Annotated in this window: 17 protein-coding genes; 4 read left to right on the forward strand and 13 right to left on the reverse strand. The window is 54.4% G+C overall.

What is annotated here, in order from left to right:
- Nucleotides 1–36: 36 nt before the first annotated feature.
- Together prs and P2R09_RS14110 are read left to right on the forward strand one after the other, a co-directional pair.
- Nucleotides 37–984: a ribose-phosphate diphosphokinase gene (gene prs, locus P2R09_RS14105; protein WP_003850825.1), complete on the forward strand. Its 948-nt coding sequence runs from the start codon at nucleotides 37–39 to the stop codon at nucleotides 982–984.
- Between the two features lie 215 nt (nucleotides 985–1,199).
- Complete coding sequence (locus P2R09_RS14110) at nucleotides 1,200–2,351, forward strand: GGDEF domain-containing protein (protein ID WP_275770601.1); 1,152 nt, start codon at nucleotides 1,200–1,202, stop codon at nucleotides 2,349–2,351.
- Here the strand turns inward: P2R09_RS14110 and ychH are convergent.
- Entirely contained in the window at nucleotides 2,348–2,623 is a 276-nt protein-coding gene (gene ychH / locus P2R09_RS14115; RefSeq protein ID WP_008926152.1) for a stress-induced protein YchH, read from the reverse strand. The genes P2R09_RS14110 and ychH overlap by 4 nt on opposite strands.
- Before the next feature lie 255 nt (nucleotides 2,624–2,878).
- On the opposite strand from ychH, the gene pth reads away from it, so the two are divergent.
- Both pth and ychF read left to right on the forward strand, forming a co-directional pair.
- Nucleotides 2,879–3,466 carry an aminoacyl-tRNA hydrolase gene (gene pth, locus P2R09_RS14120; RefSeq protein ID WP_275770604.1) on the forward strand — a complete coding sequence of 196 codons (588 nt, stop codon included), beginning with the start codon at nucleotides 2,879–2,881 and terminating at the stop codon, nucleotides 3,464–3,466.
- A 108-nt stretch (nucleotides 3,467–3,574) separates the two neighbouring features.
- Nucleotides 3,575–4,666 carry a redox-regulated ATPase YchF gene (gene ychF / locus P2R09_RS14125; protein WP_003850816.1) on the forward strand — a complete coding sequence of 364 codons (1,092 nt, stop codon included), beginning with the start codon at nucleotides 3,575–3,577 and terminating at the stop codon, nucleotides 4,664–4,666.
- Nucleotides 4,667–4,912: 246 nt separating this feature from the next.
- On the opposite strand, the gene P2R09_RS14130 is transcribed toward ychF, so the two are convergent.
- The 12 genes from P2R09_RS14130 to P2R09_RS14185 all read right to left on the reverse strand — a co-directional run bounded on the left by P2R09_RS14130 (nucleotide 4,913) and on the right by P2R09_RS14185 (nucleotide 17,637).
- Nucleotides 4,913–5,821, reverse strand: coding sequence for a LysR family transcriptional regulator (locus P2R09_RS14130; RefSeq protein ID WP_275770607.1), 909 nt, complete (start codon nucleotides 5,819–5,821; stop codon nucleotides 4,913–4,915).
- 132 nt (nucleotides 5,822–5,953) lie between these two features.
- The gene (locus tag P2R09_RS14135) at nucleotides 5,954–6,775 is read right to left on the reverse strand and encodes a M55 family metallopeptidase (RefSeq protein WP_275770609.1); all 822 of its coding nucleotides are present in this window, start codon (nucleotides 6,773–6,775) and stop codon (nucleotides 5,954–5,956) included.
- The gene (locus P2R09_RS14140) at nucleotides 6,772–7,815 is read right to left on the reverse strand and encodes a P1 family peptidase (RefSeq protein ID WP_275770611.1); all 1,044 of its coding nucleotides are present in this window, start codon (nucleotides 7,813–7,815) and stop codon (nucleotides 6,772–6,774) included. The genes P2R09_RS14135 and P2R09_RS14140 overlap by 4 nt, the downstream gene beginning before the upstream one ends.
- A gap of 2 nt (nucleotides 7,816–7,817) precedes the next feature.
- Nucleotides 7,818–8,702 carry an ABC transporter permease subunit gene (locus P2R09_RS14145; RefSeq protein ID WP_275770613.1) on the reverse strand — a complete coding sequence of 295 codons (885 nt, stop codon included), beginning with the start codon at nucleotides 8,700–8,702 and terminating at the stop codon, nucleotides 7,818–7,820.
- Nucleotides 8,699–9,631, reverse strand: a complete 933-nt coding sequence (locus P2R09_RS14150) for an ABC transporter permease subunit (protein WP_275770615.1) — start codon at nucleotides 9,629–9,631, stop codon at nucleotides 8,699–8,701. The genes P2R09_RS14145 and P2R09_RS14150 overlap by 4 nt, the downstream gene beginning before the upstream one ends.
- 79 nt (nucleotides 9,632–9,710) lie before the next feature.
- Entirely contained in the window at nucleotides 9,711–11,252 is a 1,542-nt protein-coding gene (locus P2R09_RS14155) for a glutathione ABC transporter substrate-binding protein (protein ID WP_187512670.1), read from the reverse strand.
- A gap of 25 nt (nucleotides 11,253–11,277) precedes the next feature.
- Nucleotides 11,278–13,140, reverse strand: coding sequence for an ABC transporter ATP-binding protein (locus tag P2R09_RS14160; RefSeq protein WP_275770618.1), 1,863 nt, complete (start codon nucleotides 13,138–13,140; stop codon nucleotides 11,278–11,280).
- Between the two features lie 15 nt (nucleotides 13,141–13,155).
- Nucleotides 13,156–14,121 carry an N-acetyl-D-Glu racemase DgcA gene (gene dgcA / locus P2R09_RS14165; protein ID WP_275770620.1) on the reverse strand — a complete coding sequence of 322 codons (966 nt, stop codon included), beginning with the start codon at nucleotides 14,119–14,121 and terminating at the stop codon, nucleotides 13,156–13,158.
- 1 nt (nucleotide 14,122) lies between these two features.
- A complete protein-coding gene (gene dgcN, locus P2R09_RS14170) occupies nucleotides 14,123–15,130 on the reverse strand; it encodes an N-acetyltransferase DgcN (RefSeq protein ID WP_275770622.1) in 1,008 nt (335 codons plus the stop codon).
- Between the two features lie 342 nt (nucleotides 15,131–15,472).
- Nucleotides 15,473–15,685, reverse strand: a complete 213-nt coding sequence (locus P2R09_RS14175; protein WP_345799217.1) for a hypothetical protein — start codon at nucleotides 15,683–15,685, stop codon at nucleotides 15,473–15,475.
- Between the two features lie 408 nt (nucleotides 15,686–16,093).
- Nucleotides 16,094–16,675, reverse strand: coding sequence for a hypothetical protein (locus tag P2R09_RS14180; protein WP_275770626.1), 582 nt, complete (start codon nucleotides 16,673–16,675; stop codon nucleotides 16,094–16,096).
- Nucleotides 16,675–17,637, reverse strand: coding sequence for a hypothetical protein (locus P2R09_RS14185; RefSeq protein ID WP_008926140.1), 963 nt, complete (start codon nucleotides 17,635–17,637; stop codon nucleotides 16,675–16,677). Before P2R09_RS14185 ends, P2R09_RS14180 begins: the two co-directional genes overlap by 1 nt.
- Nucleotides 17,638–18,044: the final 407 nt, after the last annotated feature.

The following is an 18,044-nucleotide window of genomic DNA, read 5'->3' on the forward strand; positions in this document are numbered from 1 at the left end:
GTTCATTCTCTGGACGCAAAGCCTGAGGTTCTTCTCGTGCCTGATATGAAGCTATTTGCTGGTAACGCCACCCCGGAACTAGCACAACGTATTGCCAACCGCCTTTACACCAGCCTGGGAGACGCCGCTGTAGGACGTTTCAGTGATGGTGAAGTGAGCGTACAGATTAACGAAAATGTACGCGGTGGTGATATTTTCATCATCCAGTCCACCTGTGCTCCCACCAACGATAATCTGATGGAACTGGTTGTGATGGTCGACGCGCTGCGTCGTGCTTCTGCTGGTCGTATTACCGCAGTCATTCCCTACTTTGGTTATGCCCGTCAGGATCGCCGCGTGCGTTCCGCGCGTGTGCCAATCACCGCAAAAGTAGTGGCAGACTTCCTTTCCAGCGTCGGTGTTGACCGTGTTCTGACGGTTGACCTGCACGCCGAGCAGATCCAGGGCTTCTTCGACGTCCCGGTTGATAACGTATTTGGCAGTCCGATCCTGCTGGAAGATATGATGCAGATCGGTCTGGAAAACCCGATTGTTGTTTCTCCCGATATTGGTGGCGTAGTACGTGCCCGTGCTATCGCTAAACTGCTGAACGACACCGATATGGCTATCATTGATAAACGCCGCCCTCGCGCGAACGTTTCTCAGGTGATGCACATTATTGGTGACGTTGCTGGCCGCGACTGTGTGCTGGTCGACGACATGATCGACACCGGCGGCACGCTGTGCAAAGCGGCTGAAGCGCTGAAAGAGCGTGGTGCTAAACGCGTGTTTGCTTACGCGACGCACCCGATCTTCTCCGGCAATGCGGTTGAAAACCTGCGTAAATCTGTTCTGGACCAGGTGATCGTCTGCGATACCATCCCACTCTCTGACGAGATTAAGTCACTGCCGAATGTGCGCACGCTGACCTTATCTGGCATGCTGGCCGAAGCGATTCGCCGCATCAGTAACGAAGAATCGATCTCGGCGATGTTCGAGCATTAATTCTTCGCGGAACCGGGCCCTGTGCCCGGTTTTTTTTAAGCCAGCCCGTCGCCCGACTAACGCGCTTCTTTTTCTGATTTTTCCGCGATAAATTTCCCCACTATCCCCTATTTTCAACGCCACTCACTCTTTTAGTAAAACGCTGCGTTCCCCGCTTCTGCCCGATGCCGTTAAGTGGTAATTTGCAACGCAATTTTCATAAGAACCCGGCCCTCATGAACCTCGATATTTATACCTTATTTATTTGCGAGCTTTATGTGCTGGGATTTCTGAGCATCATCATGGTTTTTGCCTGGATTGGATCGCAGTATGACCGCGTTCTGGGCTTCACCTGCCTGTCGCTGATATTTACCCTGATTTCCGTGTTCTTAAGTAGCCTGCGCAGCAGTGGTCTGCATTTTCTGCCAGTTGCGATGGGCAATGTTTTAGTGATGCTGGCTTATGGCGGATTGTTAAATGCGTTGCGGCGCTTGAGTGGCAAACCCATCGGTACCCACTGGCTGCTGGGCGCGCTGCTCTGGGCAATCCTCTGCTGCTTTCCGGCGTTCTATTACAGCTTACCCAGGCGAGTATTTGTGCTGTGTATCGCCTGCATGGCCTATACCGCTGCATTTATTCAACTGGTCTGGCTGGCTCACGACTCGCTAAAAGCGACTTTCTGGCCTGCACAGTTGCTGCTGTGGATTCACCTGCTGTTTCATCTGGCGCGCATTTTTCTGGATAGCGCCATCGCCAGTACGAAGCATGGCGCCATTGGCGGATCGGACTTCTCAGTTTACGTGATTCTGGAATCCATTCTGTTTGTCATTGGCCTGACGTTTACCATACTCGCCATGGTGAATGAGCGGATGCAGAGCGTGTTGAAACACACTTCCCTGCACGATCCGCTGACCAGCGCCTGGAATCGCCGTGCTTTATTTAACGAAGCAGAGAAAATTGTGGCGCGTTGCCGCCGTCAGAACTGGCCTTATAGTGCAATCCTGTTCGATCTTGATCACTTCAAGAGCATTAATGATCGGTACGGACATCAGCAGGGTGACCAGATTTTGATCCACTTTTGCGGCATTGTCAGAGAGCTGATGCCTGCTGACGGGCGCTTTGCAAGGCTGGGTGGAGAGGAGTTTGCGGCGATAATCCCGGCCGGAGCAAAGGAGACGGAAGCCTGGTGTGAAGCGACACGACTGGCGGTATGTGCGTCACAGCCCAATGAGATTACCTATTCAGTCAGCATTGGATTCGCAACGCTGACCCAACCGCATCAGGGCTTTGAGGATTTACTGGCACTGGCGGATGCGGCGCTTTATCACGCGAAGGCAAGTGGCCGGAACTGCACTGCGCAGCATCCGGTCACGGCTGAACTCACTTAATGATGTGAGTTGTGCGATCTGCGGCAGCGTTTATCATAGTGACGCAGCCAGTAATAACGATCTTCTACCTTTTCACGACCACTCAGACCGGCGCCCACCAGCCACAGCAGCGCACCAATAAAGATGCCTAAAATCGCTCCCTGAGCCAGAAGTTGTGGCAGATCAAGTGAGGGGAGCTGATTAATAATTGAGAAGCCGACGCCCAGCACCATTGTCACTAATCCCAGTACCATCAAGCTGTTACCTGCTACACGGCAGTGTTGGTATTTCATGCTGCACCCCCATCCTTATGAGAAAATGACCGCACACAATGTTAAGTGCCATAAGTTTAGGCAATGGGTAAAGATTACGTTGCGGACTGGATCACACATCAGTCATAAAGCATTCCCTGGCCCTGAGTCCAGCCTGTTGATTTAGATAGAAAATGATTAATCACTTCACTGAACCATTTCGGCTCTTGTGCTTTGTCATCCTGGCTGTGGCGAAGTAAACTAACGCCCTTTCGCAATAACAGCAGGATAATCATTGTGAGCAGCATTAAACTGATTGTGGGCCTTGCCAATCCGGGCGCTGAATATGCCGCCACGCGCCACAATGCGGGTGCCTGGTATCTGGATCTGCTGGCTGAGCGCCACAATCAGTCACTGAAAGAGGAAGGCAAATTCTACGGCTACACGGCCCGCCTGATGATCGCCGGAGAGGATGTGCGCCTGCTGGTGCCAACCACCTTTATGAACCTGAGCGGTAAAGCGGTGGCGGCGATGGCGACCTTTTATCGCATCGCGCCAGAAGAGATTCTGGTGGCACACGATGAACTTGATCTGCCACCCGGCGTGGCGAAATTCAAGCAGGGCGGCGGGCATGGCGGTCACAACGGTCTGAAAGACATCATCAGCAAACTGGGCAACAACAACAATTTTCATCGGCTCCGCATCGGCATCGGCCATCCCGGCGATCGCAATAAGGTAACCGGATTTGTGCTGGGCAAGCCGCCTGTCAGTGAGCAGAAGCTGATTGATGATGCCATTGATGAAGCGGTGCGCTGCACCGAACTGTGGCTGAAAGAGGATCGCATCAAGGCGATGAACCGGCTGCACGCCTTCAAGCCTGCTTAAACGCCCGAATCGTCGTGATTCCGTGTATAATGCGCGAAATTTTTCTATTCGTCTCCGACAGTCCGTCGCCTGACGTGCTGTCCATCCAGTTATAAAGGGTATCGAACCATGGGATTCAAATGCGGTATCGTGGGCCTGCCGAACGTCGGTAAATCCACTCTGTTCAACGCGCTGACCAAAGCGGGCATCGAAGCGGCTAACTTCCCTTTCTGCACCATTGAGCCAAACACCGGTGTGGTGCCAATGCCTGACCTGCGTCTCGACCAGCTTTCTGAGATTGTTAAGCCACAGCGCGTGGTGCCGACTACCATGGAATTCGTCGATATCGCGGGTCTGGTGAAAGGCGCGTCAAAAGGTGAAGGCCTGGGCAACCAGTTCCTGACCAACATCCGCGAAACCGAAGCGATCGGCCACGTGGTGCGTTGCTTTGAAAACGACAACATCATCCACGTGGCGGGTAAAGTGAACCCGGCTGAAGATATTGATGTGATCAACACCGAACTGGCCCTGTCCGATCTTGAGACCTGTGAACGTGCGATTCAGCGTGTGCAGAAGAAAGCCAAAGGCGGTGACAAAGATGCCAAAGCCGAGCTGGCTGCACTGGAAAAATGCCTGCCGCATCTTTCTGAAGCAGGCATGCTGCGTTCACTGGATCTGGATGCAGACGACAAAGCGGCAATCCGCTATCTGAGCTTCCTGACCCTGAAACCCACCATGTACATTGCTAACGTCAATGAAGATGGTTTCGAGAACAACCCGTACCTGGATCAGGTGCGCGCTATCGCCGAAGCAGAAGGTTCCGTGGTGGTGCCTGTGTGTGCCGCTGTTGAATCTGACATTGCTGAGCTGGAAGATGAAGATCGTGACGAGTTCATGGCCGAATTGGGACTGGAAGAGCCGGGCCTGAACCGCGTGATCCGCGCCGGTTACTCGTTGCTGAACCTGCAGACCTACTTCACCGCTGGCGTGAAAGAAGTGCGTGCATGGACCATCCCGGTTGGCGCAACAGCCCCACAGGCAGCCGGTAAAATCCATACCGACTTTGAGAAAGGCTTTATCCGCGCCCAGACCATCGCGTTTGAAGACTTTATCGCTTATAAAGGCGAGCAAGGTGCGAAAGAAGCCGGCAAGATGCGTTCAGAAGGTAAAGAGTACATCGTGAAAGATGGCGATGTGATGAACTTCCTGTTTAACGTCTGATTTTTTTCATGCGGTTTTAGCAACCCCATAAAACCTGACAGACTCGCTAAGACCCACGCACTGGCGTGGGTTTTTCTTTTTAACGCTCTTACAGTAGTGTCTGTCAGCATATTCCCGCAACGCCGGGATCATGGCCTAAAAGTTTACTGTTTTAGCTTCGCTTTTCTTCTGCAAAAGCCGCCAAAAGAATCTGAAGCTACCTGAGCGCACCCTCTTCTCCTTCTCTTCACCTGAAACGGCACCTGTTCAGCCACGGATAAACTGCGCCTCACACTGCCGGGCGATTTCCCACAGTCTGTTTCGAATAACCTGCTTAAGCTGCAGAGTGGACTGCGACTGAGGCTGGTCACGGCGGCTGATCAGCATCACTTCAAACGGCAGAGGTTGTGCTATGGGCAGCAGTTTTAACTGTTCGGCATAGCGGCAGGCGGTGAAGAGATCCACGACGCCCATGCCGCCGCCTGCCAGCACCATATCCGCAATGACAGAATAGGTTTTAATCGACAACGACACGGCGGGGTTCAGTTTTTTATCGCGCAGCGCACGATGAAGTACGCGTCCAAGCGGATCCTGCGCCTGCATCATCAGTAAATTATTGTTGCACAACCACTCCAGCGTAACGGGTTCATGCCAGTGATGAGTGAGCGGTAGCAGCGCCACCATGGAGGACTGAAACAGAGGCTCGGCCAGGAGATCCGCATCGACCTGCTGACCAAAGACCAGCGCGAAATCGAGCTGATTCTCCAGAATCATCTGGCATAAGGTACTGAAGTGCTCGGTGACCAGTTCCACACTGACCGAGGCCATCTGTTGCCGCCAGGTGACCAGCGCGGGAGCCATCACCATCTGACCAAACGCGTGAGCGGCGCCAACGCGAACGAGTTGCCCTTCGCCACGCCGCAGCTGTTCGGTGAGCTGGGTAATGGATTGCAGGCGCTGACAGAGATCTTCTATTTCAGGCAGCAGACGTCGCCCTTCTGCCGTGACACTCATTCCCTGTAGCCGTCGCTCAAACAGCGCAAATCCCAGCTGCTGTTCAGCGTGATTCAGCACACGGCTGATATTCGGCTGCGACACATTCAGCAGGCGCGCCGCTGCGCTGATGCTGCCGGTCTGTACGATGGCCTGAAAGACCTCTATATGGCGGAGCCGCATGATGATTTACCCTGGATGGAATACCGGACACGGAGGCCTCTCCAGCCAGCTGCACCGGCGGAGAGTGAGAGCAATCATTATGCTGCTGCAAAAACTGTACCGCAAAACCAGTGCAGCCCCGGCATAAAGTTGCTACGACTGCGTACTCGCCAGATAGGAGAATGCACTGAGTAAGCTGATCAACGTTTCCATTTTCTCCGCCTGATACGCCACGGTAACGGCATCAAGGCGCGTGACGCCGGGAATCAGACTGAACAGATCGGCCAGCACAGGTTTAGTGGCCTGAAGCCGCATCGTGTAAGGTGCCGTCAGGCGGGTCGTACTCACCTGAGGGCGATGTTGCAGTGCGGTACTTGCCGCGGTAGCGATCGCTCGTTGGGCCGCCTGCGGACTGACCGATTCCGCGCAGGTATGCGAAATGGCGCGCTTTACACAGACGTAATCGACCGCTGAGTAATATTCCGCTATCCAGTTCTGTAACTGATCGTCACCCGTGACCAGCAGCAATGGCGTGCCCTGTTCAGCAGCGGCGGCAGCATAAATATCGGTTTCGCCCATCACCAGACCATGAATATGGATACGCCAGAAGGCCCGACCGTTAATGGTATGCGCCAGTACGCCGGATTCACCTGCTGCGCTGTGAAATCCCACCAGAAACAGCCCGTCGAACGTCTGCTGTTCTATCCCCTCCACCATCGACAGGCAGCGGGGTTTGCCCTGCACCAGTCGGGCGCGGGGATCGATATTTTCCGCACGCAAATTGGTCATCTGAGCATGGCTGTCTGCAACCACCACTTCGGTTGCCCCACCCGCAAACGCACCCGCAATCGCGGCATTCACTTCCTGCTCCATCAGACCACGGGCGATCTGATGCTCCGGGTGGCCGGGTGAACATTGCTCCGGGCGCATGACCCCCGCGATACCTTCAATGTCGGCCGAGATAAAAATTTTCATGAGGTTAATTTATCCAGAATCTGCGTCAGTGAGGGACGATGATGACCGCGAAAGCCAGTAACAGCCTCTGCGCTCAACAAGGCATCGAGTACAGCCTGTTCCGTTGCATCCGCTGCGGCAGCAAACAGCGGCTCCAGCGTGTCGTCCTGTGGCGGCAGTGGCAGCGGTTGCGTGGAAAACGCCACGGCAATATCGCCCGAGCCGTGTCCCCAGTAACTGCCCAGCCTTCCAAGACCGGCACCGGCTCGCTTCGCGATGCGCTTTAGCTGCCGTGTGTCCAGCGGGGCATCTGTTGCCATGATGATGATGACAGAGCCGGCATCACGCTGCGGCGCCTCTCCGGCGAGCAGCGGCGCAATCATCTCGCCCGCCCGGACGCCATCCAGTGTGAGTGCCTCCAGCGCGCCGAAATTGGCCAATACCAGCACGCCAAGCGTGGCGTTCAGTGAAGGAATTACCCGTGAGGCGGTTCCGATGCCCCCTTTCAGACTGAAACAGCTCATCCCGCGTCCCGCGCCGACGCTGCCACGCGCGAAGTCTGCGGAGGCCGTCTGCAGCGCCGCCTTAGCCATATCCTCACTGATTGCCAGCGCCTGGATATCATTCAGCCAGCCATCGTTGCACTCCAGCACCAGTGGATTCACCGTGGGCAACGTCCGGGCCAGTTCCGGGTTATGACGGATGGCATCGCGCACCAGCGCGGTAAACAGCGAGCCAACCGCCAGCGTGTTACTGAGCAGAATCGGCGTCTGAAGCACGCCAAGTTCCTCTATCTGAACCAGTCCGACGGGTTTCGCAAAGCCGTTCAGCACCTCAGCCCCACACGGCAGCGGCGTGAGAAACAGATTATCGCCCGGCGGCAGGATAGCGGTGACGCCAGTCTGCTTTTCGCCTTCATTCAGCGTGTAATGTCCGACACGCACGCCCGCAACATCGCTGATGCGATTAGTAGGTCCGCAGGCGCTTCGCGGCTGCCCAAGCTGACGCAGGTCACGCCAGCGATCAAGCAGCAGGTCACGCTGCAGTTGTTGGTAATCCATCGTCAGCCTTTGAGTTTGGGATCGAGTGTATCGCGCAACGCGTCGCCAAGCAGATTGAATGCCAGCACGGTGATAAAAATCGCCAGCCCTGGAAATACGCTCATGTGCCAGGATCCGGCCATCATCATGCTGCGGCTCATCGCCAGAATATTGCCCCATTCCGGCACGTCTGGCTCCGGACCCAGTCCGATAAAACTCAGGCCCGCCGCAGTCAGAATACTGGTACCAATGCGCATGGTAAAATAGACAATTACGCTGGAGAGCGTGCCGGGCAGAATATGCCGCAGAATAATCACGCGGTCTGGCGCACCGGCACAGCGTACGGCTTCAACATAGGCAGCCTGCTTCAGAGAGAGCGTCGATGCCCGCACGATGCGGGTAAATACCGGCACGCTGAATACCGCGACCGCGATAATGACATTGTTCAGGCCCGTCCCCAGCAGCGCCACCACCGCAATGGCCAGCAACATGCCGGGAAACGCGAATAAGACGTCGGCACCGCGCATGATCAGCATATCGGCCCAGCCGCCGTAATAGCCCGCCAGTAACCCGAGCATGACCCCGACCAGCATGCCGATCGTCACCGACAGCACGCCGATATAGAGCGAGATACGCGCGCCATAAATAATACGACTGAGCAGGTCGCGCCCCAGTTCATCAGTCCCCATCCAGTGTGCCGCCGTTGGCGGTGACGATAACGCCATCCAGTCCGGGGCCATGGGATCCCAGGGCGCCAGCCAGGGTGCAAAGATCGCCACTACAATCAACAGCAGCACAAAGCCGCCTGAGACGAGTGCCAGAGGGTTACGCACGAAGGCATGCAGGAAATCGCGCCACGGCGAACGAATGATCTGAGGCGGGTTGTCAGTCAGCGATTGACTACTCATTTCGGCTCCTGTCGCAGACGAATGGCCGGATTGACCAACGCGTAAAGCAGATCGACCAGCAGATTAATCACAATAAATTCAAACACAAACAGCATCACGAGTGCCTGAATCACCGGCTGATCCTGCGCTTTGATCGACTCAATCAGTAACCAGCCTAACCCTGGCCAGTTGAAAACACTCTCGACGACGATGGATCCACCCAGCAGAAATCCGAACTGCAGACCCAGCATGGTAATCACCGGAATGAGCGCATTGCGCATTACATGTTTCCACGTTACCAGCCGGTTACGCAGTCCTTTGGCTTTGGCTGTGCGCACGTAATCTTCCTGCGCCACCTCAAGAAAGGCCGAACGGGTAAAGCGCGCCATGACCGCCGCAACCGACGCACCCAGCGTGATAGCGGGCAGTACAATATCGCTGGCCTGGTTAAAACCGCTGACCGAAAACAGCCCAAAAGGCATCGCGACGAACTGAATAAGCAACAGCCCCAGCCAGAAGGCGGGCATCGAAATACCGCCTACCGCCACGCTCATCAGCGTCCAGTCCTGCCATCTTCCCCGTTTCAGGGCCGCCATCACGCCAAATAACAACCCGAGAATAACGGACCAGGTAAAACCTGCTAAGGCCAGCCACAGCGTCGGCATAAAGCCCTGTTGGATCACCTCCCGCACCGGTTGCTGAGTGCGATAAGTGGTGCCCAGATCGCCCTGCAACAGGCTGCCGATCCAGTGGAGGTACTGCTGCGGCAGCGGATCGTTAAGCCCGAGATGCTGACGCGCCGCCTCGATAGCCTCAATGGGCGCATCCGGTCCGGCATAAGCGCGCGCCGGGTCGCCCGGCATGAGCTTGATAAAACCAAATACCAGCAACGAGACCACCAGCAAAACCGGGATCATCTCCAGTAATCGGCGAATGATGTATGCAAACATGCCATTCCCTGAAATGAGGTGTGACTAGCCTCCTCACGTCTCCGCCCCGTTCCGGAGTGGTGACGAGAGAAGAACGGTCTTATTTAAAGGACGCCTGAGTGAACAGGAAATTGCCATCAGGCAGCATTGAAACGCCGCTCAGGGTGCTGCGCTTGCCCACCAGGTTGTCTGGCGTACCAAGGAACGCCACCGGTGCTTCTTTCCACAAGACTTTTTGCGCCTGTGCATAGGCGATGCCACGCTTTGCCGGATCGGCCGTCGCCAGCCCGGCAGCAATCGCTTTGTCTGCGTCAGGATTACTGAAGTAGGAGACGTTATAGGAGGTCGGCACCCAGGATTCGGTGGCAAACAGCGGACGCAGCGCCCAGTCGGCATCACCTGTTGAGGTCGACCAGCCGCCATAATAGAGGTCAAACTCGGCCTTTTTCGGGTCCTGTACGCCCCACAACTTAGCGTTGCGCGTGCCAGAATCCATAGGCGTTACCGTGGCCCGAATCCCTGCCGTGGCCAGTTGCGCTTTCAGCACCTGAGCGGCACGGACGCTGGCCGTGGCGTTGGTCACCCAGAGCTTAAGATCCAGACCATTCGGATAGCCTGCCGCTTTCAGCAGGGCTTTTGCCTTATCCGGCGCATAACTGTACTCAGGATCGGTTTGTTTCTGATAGAACTGTACGCCTTCCGGTATAGCGGATGTGGCAGGTTTACCCAGACCGGCAAAGGCCACTTTCAGCCACAGATTACGGTCAATCGCATAGTTGATGGCCTGACGCACCCGAACATCCGCCAGCGGCTTGTGCTGCGTGTTGATCGCCATGTAATAGAGATAAATGCTCGGATCGCGCTGAATGGAGAGATGGCTGTCCTGTTTTACGGCGGCGATCAGGTCTGAAGGCAGGGGCCAGATGGCATCCACCTGCCCCGATTTTAATGCGGCGACGCGTGTCGCATCTTCCGGACTCGGCGAGAAGATGACATGGTCAACTTTAGGCCATCCCTTCTGCCAGTAACCGTCATACTTCGCCAGCGTGACTGCTTTGCCCGGTGTCCAGTTAACAAATTTAAACGGACCGGTGCCGACCGGATGCAGTCGCAACTGCGCTTCGTCCGGGTATTGCTTAAGAATGGATGGACTCCACATCACCGCCGAAGGATGCGCCAGCGTGTTGATAAAGGCCCCGAACGACTGATTCAGATCGATTTTTACCTGGTCGGGTGCCAGCACCGTGACCTTATCGATCATTTTGTAGAGGCTATTACGCTTCAGCCCTTTTTTCTGATCTGCCAGACGATCAAGGTTCGCTTTGACGGCTTCGGCATCAAACGGGGTACCGTCCTGGAAAGTGACGCCTTTGCGCAGCGTCAGCGTAAATTCGGTGGCACTGTCATTAGAGGTATAACCGGTCGCCAGCCAGGGCTGCAGCTTCATCGCGGGATCAAACTGGAACAACCGCTCGAAGATGCCGCTCTGCACCGAGTAGCTGACATTATCAGAGGTGTCATGTGGATCCAGCCCCGTGATATCGGCATACATTGAAATGCGCAGATCCTGTGCCTGCGCCGTCATGACCAGCGTCGTCGTCAATGCGAGGGCTAGCGAAGTACGGCGAAACAGCGTTTTCATAGATTCTCCTGGTCGTTGATGATAATTACAATGCAATGCCGTCAGCGACCCAGTGCTGGGGCGCAACCTGGCGATAACGGGGTTTAGTGACCGTTTCACCCACCTTACGCAACGGCGAGGGAATTTCGCTGTCATCGAAAAGACGGGGCTGACGGTTCTCTGGATCGGCAACCGGCACGGAGGCCAGCAGACGTTGGGTATAGGGATGTTGCGGCTGATTAAAGACCGACTGACGTGGTCCCAGCTCCACAATCTGGCCGAGGTACATCACCGCGACGCGATTCGCAATACGCTCCACGACCGCCATATCGTGAGAGATGAAAATCCATGCCACGCCCGTTTGCTGCTGCAGGTCCATCATCAGATTGACCACCTGCGCCTGAATTGAGACATCCAAGGCCGATACCGCCTCATCCGCAATAATGACTTTCGGTTTCAGCGCCATAGCGCGGGCAATGGCAATACGCTGACGCTGACCACCCGAAAATTCGTGCGGATAACGACGCGCGTGCTCTGGCAGGAGACCGACGCTCTTCAGCAGCGCATCAATCTGTGGGGAAGCCTGTTCCAGTGAAGAGACCATGCCATGTAACAGTAACGGCTCGGCAATGGTAAAACCCACTGTCAGGCGGGGATTCAGTGAGGCATAAGGATCCTGAAACACCATCTGGATTTCACGGCGCAGCGGCTGGAACGCGGCCTCTTTCAGGTCAGAAATTTCCTTTCCTTCAAAATGAATGCTTTCAGCGTCACTGTTGATGAGGCGCATTAGCGCCCGTCCGGTTGTCGATTTGCCGCAGCCGCTTTCACCTACGATCGCCAGGGTTTCACCTGGCCACAGGCTGAAATCAATCTGTTCCACTGCATGCACATGATGCGTAAGGCTTGAAAAGATGCCGCTGCGGATTGGGTAATAGACTTTCAGGCCGCGCACATCCAGCAGCGGCGCAACGTCATACCGAGCGGTTTGCTGTTCGCTTTGCACAGCCTCGCCCGCACCCGGCAGAGGAAAGCGTTGCGGCCACGTGTGTTCCCGCATATCGCCGAGTTTTGGCACTGCCGCCAGTAACGCCTGAGTATAAGCGTGCTTCGGGGCCGCAAAAATTTCAGATACGGTTCCCTGCTCGACCACTTCGCCACGCAGCATGACCACCACGCGATCGGCAATTTCCGCTACCACGCCCATATCATGGGTGATAAACAGCACCGCCATCTGTTTCTCGCGTTGCAGGTCACGAAGAATATGAAGAATGCGCGCCTGCACGGTGACATCCAGCGCAGTGGTCGGCTCATCAGCAATCAGGAGTTGCGGGTCACAGGCAAGGGCCTGCGCAATCATCACACGCTGCCGCATGCCGCCTGACAGCGAGTGCGGATAGCTTTTCATGACGCGATCCACATCGGCGATTCGCACCTGGCGCAGCAGTTCACGCACGCGCGCATGGGCCTGCTTTTTGTCACACAGATGGTGATCGCGTAATGCCTCCGTAAGCTGATCATCAACGCGCAGCACCGGATTCAGCGACGTCATGGGCTCCTGAAAGATCATCGCCATTTCACGGCCACGCAGTGTGCGGCGCTGAGCGTCATCCAGCGTTTCTAACGCATGCACGTTTCCGCTCCGGTCGCAAAACTGCATACTGCCGCGATCGATTCGGCCGTTATTTGCCAGCAGGCCCATCACAGCCAGCGACGTGACCGATTTACCGGAGCCGCTTTCGCCCACGACAGCGACAATTTCACCGGGATGAATGGCAAAACTGATGCCTTTGAGTGCCTGATTTTCACCGCTGCGTCCATGAAACGAGACGCTGAGATCCTGAATCGCCAGCACGGGGGATGGCAAGGCAGCGCGGGTTGCAGGGGAAGTACGTTCTGTGTCCGTCATCGTCGCCTCGCAGAGTTATAGCCAGATACGGCCTTCGGAGTAGCTCAAAAAAGGAGAACTGTCGGCGGCAAGCCAGATGGGGCCATCCAGATCGACGAACTCTGCGTTAACCGCGACGGGCAATGCCGCTTCCATGGCCAGTGACGAGCCCAGCATGCAACCGACCATGATGCGCATATTCAGCGTCCGGGCTTCATCCGCCATCGCCAGCGCTTCCGTCAGGCCACCGCACTTATCCAGCTTGATATTGATCATTTCGTAACGATCGCGTAATCCGGCAATATCCGCCCGTGTATGGCAGCTTTCATCTGCACAGACCGGTATGGGATGCTTAAAGCGTTGCAGGTCATGATCCTGTCCGGCGGGAAGCGGTTGCTCGACCATCGCAATATTGAAGGCTTTCAATGCCACCAGCAGGCTTTCAAGGTCCAGCCCCGACCAGGCTTCATTGGCATCAATAATGAGCGTGGCATGCGGTGCCGCCGCACGAATTGCCGCCACTTTTTCCAGAATCTCACTGCGGTCGAGCTTAATTTTGAGCAGGATGGCGCCACGGAACACGGCATCCGCCGCTGCAAGAGCCATATTTTCCTGCGTATCCAGGCTAAGGGTTTCTGCCGTAATGACTGACTCAGGCTGAGAGCACGTACTCATTTGCCACAGCGTCTGATTCGCCCGGGCAGAATCAAGTCGCCACAGCGCACAGTCCAGCACGTTGCGCGCTGAACCGGCGGGTAAACGGTGTTGCAGATCATGACGGCTCAGGCCCGACTCTACCTCAGTACGAACGGCTTCGAGCATAGTCTGAACGCTCTCCGGCGACTCATCGTAACGCGCCGTCGGGGTACATTCGCCCTGCCCGATGAACCCATCCTGCTCCAGTGTGACCCGGATGACCGTCACGGCGGTTCGGGTACCACGTGCGATAGCAAAAGGTCGGGCCAGCGGCAGCTCCACCACATCAATCTGCAACTGTCGCATTTCAGCCACGCTCCTGAAGCAGTGCGGCGATCCCATCAATACCAAAACGCACAGGATCCGTGGCCGGTAAGCCGAACTCAGCGCTGATTTCAGCGCAATAAGCGAGCGCCTCTTCTTCACTGTAATTGGAGGTGTTGATAGCAAAGCCAGCAAGCTGGACGGACTCACTGGTCACCTGCGCGGCACGCAGATTGGCTTCAACGCACGCCTGCAGGCTGACCATGGGCTGGTGTGGCAAATGACGCATATGAGGACGTCCCATTTCATGGCACATCACCAGCCAGTGCGGTTGCGCACCGTGCATCAGCCCCATACTCACGCCCGCATAGGACGGATGGAACAGAGAGCCCTGACCTTCAACGATATCCCAGTGGTCCTCGTCATTCGCCGGTGACAACGCTTCTGCCGCACCGGCAATAAAGTCAGCGATGACCGCATCCACAGCAATACCCTCCCCTGCAACCAGAATGCCGGTCTGCCCCGTGGCACGAAAATCGGCTTTCATACCGCGCGCGCGCATCGCCGCTTCCAGCGCCAGAGAGGTGTACATCTTGCCCACTGAGCAGTCCGTACCCACGGTCAGGATACGCTTACCTGAGCGTTTCTTACCGCTGCCAACATTAAGCGCTGGACGCATATGACGCAGGTCAAACAGCTCAACACCAGCAACCTGCGCAAGCGCGACCAGTTCCGGTTCGTCCACCAGCCGATGGTGCAGACCACTGGCCACATTCATGCCTGCCTGAATGGCACTTTTAATCGTTTCCAGCCAGTGTGCAGGCAGATAGCCGCCGGCATTCGCCGTGCCCAGCACCAGCGTTTTTGCGCCGCGTGCTTTGGCGTCGGGAATATCCAGTTCATCCAGACCCAGACTGACCGTGCAGCCCGGCAGTTTAATTTCACCAACGCACTGCTCCGGCCGCCAGATATGAACGCCGCGCGCCGTTTTTGCCGCGAGGGGATCGGTAACATCGCCAAGAAAGAGTAAATAGGGTTGTGGGATTAGCATGTTGTCTCTCGTTTCAGCCAAAAGATCAGGTTCTGAAACCACTATTTCATGCGTTCTGAAAGGTGACGAATGCTTGTTTAGCAGGAGGGTATAACGGCAGGTTATAGCCAGAGGGAATAGTGATGATGGATGAGTTTTTCAGGGGGGTTTGTCACAGGTAATGGATTAAATAAAAAGGTGAGTCATAGGAAAAAGATTGTGTTCGGGCAGGCGGGAGGGATATGGGCAAGGGGAGGAAATGGCTTATCCAGCACTTAATGCCACTGGTAGATTTGAAAAGTCGAACTCCAGAAACATAGTTTGGCCGCCTTTGTAGTTAGTGAAATCACAAAAATAATCAGCTCACTGCTGGCAGTTTATTTTATCTCTAACTTGAGTGCGAATGATTACTTCATAAGTGTCTTGTTCGCATAGCGTGGCTTTATTGAACTCTTCTTCGCTTATCTCAGATTTAACATCTTTATTAGAAATTCCACCAGCATCATAGTTGATAAAATACTTCCCATCTTCTTGGGTAATAAATATGCCGTAGCCACTAAATATAGTTTCACCCATCATTTACCCCTTTCCTTAAATTATATTAATAAACAATTTATTTGCTGGCTATGTGACCTGTAATTTCATCTGAGATTCACCCAGAAGTATATACCAGGCAACCAAAAATCATTCTCACCCGCCTCATGGCCATATAGCATACGCAGGTTGTGCTGAACTACTGACTTCCGCTGGGTGGACCCGCAATTCAGCAGGTTGCCTGCGCCATACTAGCGTCATAGTTACTTACCTGCCTGCGCACCTTCCTGTGACAATAACCAACTACCGTTATCGAAGTCGCGCCAAAGAAACCTGAATGTTGCATGGCTATCCTCATTATCGAAATCCATTAGCGACAGGTTTGAGAGAAAATAGAAGAGAGTCGCGGAATGGATATTCCGCGATAACAGCACTACAGACCCGTACGGGTTATTTCATGCGACGCTGCCGGGCGACGCTGGTTAGGCGTTGTGTCCGGCAGTAAATGGCAAACAGAACAAAACCCTGCCCATTCAATACCCAGCGAGCACCCATCAAAGCAGCGAGTGCCAGAAGCAGCCACAGGCCCGAGTGGCTAGCAGTAACAACGCTGTAGATCAGGAGTAAAACAGTCGATATAAGCAATATTGCACAGACATAAGCCAGTCCCGCCACACCCGCTGTATGGCCTCGCGCAAGCAGGTAACTGGCCGTGAGCATCGCGCCAATAACAACAATTGAGGGAACAAAAAAACTCAACGCATGCATCTGTGGACTCAGAGGAGGCAAAGCATGCAGAAACGTCAGCAGATTAAATGCAAATGCAACCAGTAATAGCATCAGCACGATTGCAACCGGGAAGCCGTTTTGCCGCGGCAGCGACTCAGAAGGCTGTTTAAAATAGCGCTCAAGCTCTGAAGTGGAATGGGCAAGTATGGAATCATCCTGCCGTGCGATTGCCTGATCTATTTCGCGCCCCTGTTGCAGGAGTTCAGTGATATTACGTCCAATAAGCCATGATAAAAATTGCATTAAATTACCGCCAGTGACTGGATTGTTCCCACGATGTAGCGTCCGGTACGCGGGACGTTACCTGGAGCAGCAATGATACCACTGACAGCACTGCCAGCCACAGCCGCTGCACTGGTGACGACCTGTGCGAGTTGCTTAACAAGTTCTTTTTGCACCGGCTCTACAGGGAAACGTTTTGGATAAAGTCCTGCACGGATGGCGGCTTTGAGCTCTTTATTAGTTATACCCGGGTTTTGTGCCTTGATGATTAATTCAGTAAGCCGCGCCCTGTCCTGCCTTGGATAGTTCCTGAGCCACTCCGTGGCTTTTAAAGAAGAGACCGATTTCATCGCTCGCCATGTTGCGAGAGCTTCTTTTAATGCACCACCCACACTGGCAAGTGAAATAAGGTCAAGAGACGTTGAAGTGGCAACGTACCACTCCTGAGAGTCCAGCCACGCGACGTTTTCACCACCGTTTTCGACGAGATCATAAACCCGGTAGATACCATTAATACACTGCACACCTGTTGCCGCAGCACCGGCATAACCAATGGCGACAAGCACGCCGCTACTGCCAGCCGTTATCGGCGTTGCTGAAGCACCGATAACCGCCACGCCAGCGGTGATAATCATTGCACCACAGGAAAGCACGGTCGAGGCAATCTCCGTGCCCATTGAGGTCGCGCTGACTGCTTCACTCAGTGACTTGCCCGTATCAGACGCTGTGGCTTGCTTAGGCGTTTTGGTCACAATAAGATGTGTGACGATACCACTTTGGCCATTAGGATGACGCTGACCAGGCCGGACAAGATATCGCTGTGCACCATCTGCATAGATGATGCCAGCCTGATAAAACTCCCGGGTACAATCCATTGCCGCACCCAGCGCTTTAAAATCAAAATCGGGTGCCCCATAACCGGTTAGTCTCGCGATGTCATAACCCGGTAAGTTATTTTCGGGATTCATTCCTGGCAGGTTCATTTTATCTCCTTATAGGCTCAACAGGGTAAAAATAGATTTCTTGAGATATTAAATTTGAAGAGAAAAACCAGTCATTATCACATCAGTTTTATATATCGTTAAGCATACAACCCACAAAAAACCCTATCATTTTTTGATTGAAAAAAATGCTAGATGCTCCATTTATTATCACTACAATAATGACATCAAATAGCAACCATAAATTCCATCAAAAAAAGATCATAACAAATTATTTAGCATCTGAAATAGAATTCACCATGCCCCTGCCATCGTGAATATATCGCTAGCAGGTCTGCTTGCCATTCCTTCCAGCAGCAAAGGAATAAAAAATCGCTATCGAACATTCGCATCCATCATATAGAGCCAACTTATAAATATTGGCAACTTGTTAATATGTCATTGCACAA

The sequence above is a fragment of the Pantoea sp. Cr_R13 genome (genome assembly GCF_029222565.1).
GTDB lineage: Bacteria > Pseudomonadota > Gammaproteobacteria > Enterobacterales > Enterobacteriaceae > Pantoea > Pantoea eucalypti.